Below are 6,894 nucleotides of genomic sequence, written 5' to 3' on the forward strand. Positions count from 1 at the left end.
TCATGTTACAGAGACATGAGCCTCTCACTCCTCCCGGAGCAAGGGAATCACCGGCGCGAAAGCGTCCATCTGGGTCGGGTAGATGCCTATATAGGACATGCCCGTGAGTTGGCGCACCCGCCGCATCTGGTCGGCGATCTCCTCGAACGTACCGATGGCCACATACGGGGAGTTCAGGATGTCCTCGACTGTGAGCTGGGTATCCACCTCGAGGTCGGGAAGCTGTCCGCGGTCCAGGGCCGCAAGGGCCATTTCCGCCATTTTCTCCCGGTCGTCGGTGATGACGATCGCGGTAACGGCCCAGTTCAGCTCGATCTGGGAGAACCGTTCCCCGGCGGCTTCCTTGATCAACTCCACCTTCTCGATGGTCTTTTCGAGGGTGATGCTGGACAGCAGGCCCTGGCCTTTCGGCGTGGTGACCGGTACCACCGAGATGATATCGGCGTGTTTGGCGGCCAGCTTCAGCATGCGCGGCCCACCACCACCGGTGCACAGCGGCGGACGCGGGCCCTGCCGCGGCCGTGGCGTCCCCTTGATGCCGCGAACCTGGTAGTACTTGCCCTCGAAGGTGCATTCCTGCCCACGCAGCAGCACATCGAGGATGGTCAGCGTTTCGTCCAGTTTGGCCAGCCGGATCCCGGGGCGGTCGTAGTCCAGCCCGGCGGCGGCGAATTCGTCGGCCTTCCAACCGGCCCCGATGCCCACCTCGAGCCGGCCCTTCGACAGCACGTCGATGGTGGCGAGGTCCTTGGCCAGCACCACCGGGTGCCGGAAGCCGTTGGCCAGCACCGAGGTGCCGAGGCGGATCTTGTCGGTGGCCTGGGACAGCGCGCCGAGGGCGGCGATCGGACCGATCTGGTCACCGAGATGATCCGGCACCACGAACGTGTCGTAGCCGTACTCCTCGGCCTGCTGCGCCGTCTGGATGAACTTGCGGGCGCCACCTTCCTGCTTGTTCCCCTCGCCGGCGGCGGCGAAGCGGAACTTTCGCAACGGAGTGCCCAGCGCGCTCAACTCATCCACCGGTGCGGCGGCTTCTGTCATGAACTCATGCTCCTGGATATCGGAAGTCACTGCGTATCCCGGCCGGCGCAGGGCCGGGACGCGCGATCACCAGCGCACTTTACAGCGTGCTGCGGGGGAAGGAACACGCTGCGTGCGGTGAATTGTCACAACACGCCGCCCATACCTCGCCACACCGCCGCGACAGCGGCTCACCAGGGACAATTTGGCCTACTCGAGCCGAACGGTCCGCGCCCGGTGTCTGGGCCGCCGACACCTATTCGCTGTCGGCGCAGTCGCCGCGGAACCGCGCCGCTTTTCCGTGGGTTTCCCGCACCGTTCCCGGCGCAGGCGGGCGCGAACGCGCGACCACGGTTGCCGGACGCAACCTGCCCGGCATTGTTCGAATACATGCTGTGCCCAGGGTGGCCCCTGCTGCCACCCGCGCCGCCGCAACGCCGCCCGACCGGGCGATCACTCATGAATGCGGCGGTTGCGGCGCAGCATCGACCAGGCCGACAGCCCAGTCGGCGGCCCACTGGGTGGCTGTGGTGCCGTCGGGCTCCACCACGAAGTTGTGATAGAGGCTGTGCACAGGGTTTCCGACGGCGGCCGTGAGTGTGCCCAGGCTGCCGACGATATTGGCGGGACTGAGCGCGTTACGCGGTGCGTCGCAGATCAGGTCGCCGGGGGCGCAGATCGTGTACACCCGGTCGGCGATTTCACCGAAACCTCCCTCACGCGCACCCGTCATCGTGATCCCCGGCACGCTCAAACCGGCCAGCGCGACCTCCGCGCCGATACCGGGCGGCGGGTTGCCCACCTGGATCGGTTGCCCCGGCCCCGGTTCACCGGATCGGCGGCCGTCGGCGATCAGGGTCACCCCGAGTACCCGGTCCGCCGGCACCGGGCCGTTGCCCTTACCGATCTGCTCGGCGATATCCCCGGCAATGACCGCGCCCTGCGAGAACCCGGCCAGCACATACGTGGTGAGCGGGCATTCCTCGTGACGCTGGGTCAGGAAATCGAATGTCCGCCGCGTGCCCTCGGTACGCGAGACGTTGTAGGAGGCCTGCCCGTCCGGCGGAAACGCCACCGGATTGGAGAACTGTGCGACGTAGGGAACCGTGTACACGTCGACTCGTTCGGCCGGGAACTGTTCCCGCACCGGATCGCTGATGTTCAGCATCAGCGAAGCCGGGTTGGCCGACGGGTTGTAGGGGTCGTCGGTACTACTGGACTCCCAGGTACCCGGCACCGAAATCATCTGCACGTCCGGGCAGCTCGCCGGCTGACTGGTCGGTTCTTCCGGGCCCGGACCCGGGCCGGGCCCGGGCGGCGGTTCCCGCAGGCACCCGGCCAGCAGGTACCAGAGCAATATCACGATGACGAGCCCGGCCACACCCAGCGCGAGCAGCGTCAGGCAGCCCGCCGACCGCGACCGACCGGCTCCGGAACGTCCCCTACTCATCGGCAGCCACTAGCAGTAGTGCGCTTTCGCGGTATTGATGTAGATCTGTCCCGCCTGCTCGACCGGCATCTTCGCGGGATCGAATGCCGCATCCGCACCGGCCATCGCGGTCACCCAGGTGAGCATGGCGGGATCCGGGGTGCCCTGAGCCACCTGACTGCACACATAGGAGCCGATACTCAGCGCGGTATCCGGGGTCGACGGGGTCACACCCTGTTTCGCCAGCTCATCGATGTAGGTCTGTTCCTTGGGTCCGAGCTCCGCTGCCGCGGGTTCCTGGGGCTCCACCGGCGCGGGACGCTCCATTTCCTCCGGGGGCGCCTCCGGAGCGCTCTCCTCCGAAGCCGGAGGCTCGGGCGCGGGGGTCTGTTCCTCCGGCGCGGGCGCCGGAGCCGGCGCGGAGCTCTCGGACGATGCGGCGGCCGGGGTCGACAGCGTCGGGGTGCTGGTCGCGGTCGATTCCTCGTCGCCGCAGCCGGCGAGCAGTCCGGCAGCCGCCACGGCCGCCACCACACCGAGCATCGTGCCTCGGGTCCGATACATACATTCCATCCTGTGTTCCGGCGCGCCGTTGCGCGCTGGTTCACGGCACCCTGTCGAGCACCCCGAACCACTGGTTTGACCGTCGGGTTACGTCAGGGCCCGCCGCAGTAGTCGCGGGCCGCGCCCTCCGAGGGTAATACCAGAACCCAGATCAACGCTGCGCGGCGCTGTCGATGCTCTGCCCGCGCGTGGGTAGACGGCCCGAAAAGTGCATCACCGTGCAACCCATCCTTGGTTTGCCGACCGCGAAGGTTCGGGGCCCGTCTCGTTCTGGAGCGACGGAGCGGGGGAGCGAAGCGGAGGAGCGGAGGAGTGAAGAACGAGACCTCAGGGGCCCCGAACCCTGCGACGCCGGAGGCGGCGCCATTAATACAGCACTTCGGCACGATTGTCCCGGACAGTGATCGCACCGTGCTGGAAATTCTGCTGCACCCCGCCCGGGATGGCGAATTCGTCACTGATCGGGAAGCCCAGGCGGCCGTTCTCGAACCCCGCCTCCCGCCAGGCGTCCATGATCGGGCCGTTGCGGACCGCCCAGGCACCCGAGAGCGGGCTCCAGTAGATGTTGCCGCCCTCGAAACCGCTGAACCTGCCGAAATCCTTCAGCGGAAGTTCGGGAGCCACCGGGAAGCCGAGCCAACTGTTCTCGAAGCCCAGTCCGGCGTATTTGCCGAGGATGAGGCCCTCCACCCGGTGGGCCCCGGTGGCGGGACTGAAATAGAACGGGCCACCTTCGAAGGGTTGCACCGCGCCGTCGCGATGCGGTGTCTGCACCTCCGGCCCCACCGGGTATTTCGCCGGTCCGCCCTCAAAGCCCTGGCGCCCCCATTCGGCCAGGATCGCCCCGCGCACCATCTGCGCACCGGTTTCCGGTGTCCAGTACAGCGATCCGTGTTGGAACGGCTGGTAGCGGCCCCGGCCGTCCGGCAGCGGTGTCTCCCCGCCGATCGGCAGGCCGAGCGCACCGTGCGGTCCGGCCGCGGCCTGATAGCCACCGCCGATACGGCCGGCGACCGGGTGCGCGCCCGCCTCGGGGGTGAAGAAGACCCGGCCGTGCAGGAAATCCTGCGCCACGCCGCCGGGCACCCGGTATTCGCCGGTGAGGCAGGTACCGAGCCAGCCGTTTCCGGCCGCCACAGCGGCGATGGCACCCCCGACAGCGCATTCCGGTTTCGCGGCGGGCACCCCGAGTGCGGCGGCGGCCTGGGGCCAGGACTGGCGCAATTCGAAATCCCAGTACGGCCAGGTGTGGGTACCGGCGGAACGGTAGTTGACGGTTGCCGGGATGCGTAGTTCGTGCAGCTTCGAGACGAAATTCTGGGAGGTGATCAGCGATAGGGTCTCCAGGCCCATCCCGAACATATTCGGCGTGACTCCCGGGATCTCGGATCCCTCGTCGTGTTTCCCGGAGGCGCCGGTTCCGCTGGATATGTAGAGGGATTTACCTTTCAGGCGGTCGGCGAGGTACACCGGATCGTGTTCCTCCCAAAGCGGGCTGCCGGGCGGGCCCCACATCGCCGCGGCGTCGAATCCGCCGGCGTCGATCATGGCGAGCCGGATGGCCTGCGGCATACCCGTACTCGTGGTGGTGAGGAAACCGGAGTAGGAGGCGGCGAATTTCGCGAAATCGCTGTTGCGGGCGGACAGGAACATGGCGGCGGTGCCGCCCATGGAGAGCCCGGCTATTCCGCGGGTATCGGTGGCGCGCCATTGACTTTCCAGCAGGGGCGGGAGTTCCTTGGTGAGAAAGGTTTCCCACTTGTAGTTCTTGCCGTTGTCGGGTTCCAGCCAATCCGAATAGAAACTGGCCTGTCCGCCGACCGGCAGCACGGCCGTGACGTTCTTGTCGGCGAAGAAATCGACGGCGCCGGTTTCGGCGATCCAGCCGCTGTTGTCGTCGGTGGCGCGCAACCCGTCGAGCATGTAGAGCACCGGGAACTTCGCGTTGGGCGAAGTGTTCCAGTCCCGTGCCAGTAGCAACCGCACCTGGATGGGTGCGCCCATCGCAGGCGAATTCACCCAGATGGCGACGTGCCGGTCGGAATGCCAGACAATATTGCTGATCGTCGCCGGTGCGGCGGCCGCGGTGGGCTGGGCAGGTGCCGGAGCCTGGGCGACGACGAAGGGCAACACCAGCGCGGCAGCCACAACGGCGAGCCCGCGCCGGGCGCGTACACCGGATCGGCCGGTCGAACCCCCGCTAACGCGTTGCTTCCCTGCCACACACTGTTTGTACCGCCGTCACCGGCGGATTCGCGGTAGACGCGCGGACAGCAAATCAGTTGATCACCGTCGCGACCCGGAAACAGCAACGGCGCCACCTGCTCGTATTGCTGTGCAGGTGGCGCCGTTGCGCGGTGCTATCGGTTCAGCGGCAACCGATCAGCGTGTCGTTCTACTCACCAGCCGTTGGTGGAATCCAGGAACATCTTGCGGGAAGCGAAGAGCTGGCTCTCCCAGTACTTCCAGGAGTGGGTGCCGACGTTCGGGAAATCGAAGTGGGCGTCGATACCCAGGCTCTTCAGCCGCGCCTGGAAGGCCCGGGTGTTGACCAGCGACAACGCTTCCAGTGCCATGGCGTTACCGGTGTTGAACGCGCCGATCGCGGAGGCCGGCTTGTCGTGCGGGCCCGGCAGGCCGCTGGCGGCCGAGATGTACATCGGCAGACCACGCAGCTGCGGTGCGAAGACGAACGGGTCCATCCGCAGCCACTGCGGGCTCCACGGGGCGGCCATCGAGTCGACGTTGTACCGACCCGCGTCCAGCATGGCGATCCGGATGGCCTCACGCATACCCGGCGCCGAGATGTTCAGGTAGCCGGAGTAGGCGGCGGCCGACTTGAACTGGTCGCGATGGTAGGCGGCCAGCGACAGCGCCGCGCTGCCACCCATCGACAGGCCCGCCACCGCGTTGTTGGTGCGCGAGACCCCGTGGCCTTCGAGGAAGGCGGGCAGTTCCTCGGTGAGGAACGTCTCCCACTTGTAGGTGAACTTCTGGCCGTTGGTGTTGCTGGGCGAGTACCAGTCGGCATAGAAGCTGGACTGGCCGCCGACCGGCATGATCAGCGAGATGTTGTCGTTCGCGAACTGCTGGAGCGCGTTGGTCTCGAAGGACCAGGCATTGCGGTCTTCGCGGGCGCGCAGACCGTCGAGCAGGTAGAGCCCGGCGTTACCACCGCGGGCCGCCCACTGCACCTGGACCTTGATGGGGCCCATGCTGGACGGAACCATCAGTTCCTCCAGGCCGGCCCGGTGGACCGGCGCCGCCGGCGAGGCCACGGCGGTCGGAGCCGCGATACCCGCAGCGACCGGTAGCGCGAATACCGCCGCACCGATTGCCAGAATCCGGTTACGCCAACCGCGAGGTGCCCGTGACCGCCCTATACTTCTCTTCGGGCCGGCTGCCCTGCCGAAACGCATGAATTCTGCTCTCTTTCTGCTGTTGTGGTGTTGTACGCCACCGCTGCGCGGACAACACCCCCGTTTCTCCTCGGCGGCGCCGGCGGCCGGTCCCGACCAACCATCGGCCGACAGCGCTACAACGATCTGGTCACAGATGCGCTCGCTGGACCTTATTCGACCTCATCGAGCCCAAGCAAGGCCGTGCTGATCGGATGGCCGAAATCCGCCGCGAGAACGTTGTGATCGCCCCGTGACGATACCTTGCCGAGGCGTTGATGTCTCGGTGGGCCGCGATATTCCTCCGTTATCGAAATCGCGCTCTGACCGGGGTTGTGTAACGGAATACGAACCATGGGCGAATTCCCATCGACAGCAGTGGGGGGGGCAGCGAGGAACCCCGCCGGGGGGAAACCACCCGTCTTTTTTTGGGAGTGTCTTCTCCCCCCCCCCCCCCGCTCTCCCCCCTCTTTCTGCAAA

Annotated in this window: 5 protein-coding genes; all 5 read right to left on the reverse strand. The window is 66.9% G+C overall.

Translation table 11 applies throughout. The features are described from left to right. Positions 1-24 precede the first annotated feature (24 nt). The gene (locus tag ACFWPH_RS12935; protein WP_033243840.1) at positions 25-1,044 is read right to left on the reverse strand and encodes an LLM class F420-dependent oxidoreductase; all 1,020 of its coding nucleotides are present in this window, start codon (positions 1,042-1,044) and stop codon (positions 25-27) included. 436 nt (positions 1,045-1,480) lie between these two features. After that, on the reverse strand, positions 1,481-2,473 hold the full coding sequence (locus ACFWPH_RS12940; RefSeq protein ID WP_378750423.1) for a cutinase family protein: 993 nt from the start codon (positions 2,471-2,473) through the stop codon (positions 1,481-1,483). 9 nt (positions 2,474-2,482) lie between these two features. Beyond that, positions 2,483-3,016, reverse strand: coding sequence for a DUF732 domain-containing protein (locus ACFWPH_RS12945; protein WP_280415178.1), 534 nt, complete (start codon positions 3,014-3,016; stop codon positions 2,483-2,485). Between the two features lie 366 nt (positions 3,017-3,382). Next, positions 3,383-5,239 carry an alpha/beta hydrolase-fold protein gene (locus ACFWPH_RS12950; RefSeq protein ID WP_378750425.1) on the reverse strand — a complete coding sequence of 619 codons (1,857 nt, stop codon included), beginning with the start codon at positions 5,237-5,239 and terminating at the stop codon, positions 3,383-3,385. A gap of 176 nt (positions 5,240-5,415) precedes the next feature. Further along, a complete protein-coding gene (locus ACFWPH_RS12955) occupies positions 5,416-6,435 on the reverse strand; it encodes an alpha/beta hydrolase (RefSeq protein WP_378750427.1) in 1,020 nt (339 codons plus the stop codon). Between the last annotated feature and the right edge of the window lie 459 nt (positions 6,436-6,894).

It is taken from the genome of Nocardia sp. NPDC058499 (genome assembly GCF_042719915.1).
In the GTDB taxonomy this organism is placed as follows: domain Bacteria; phylum Actinomycetota; class Actinomycetes; order Mycobacteriales; family Mycobacteriaceae; genus Nocardia.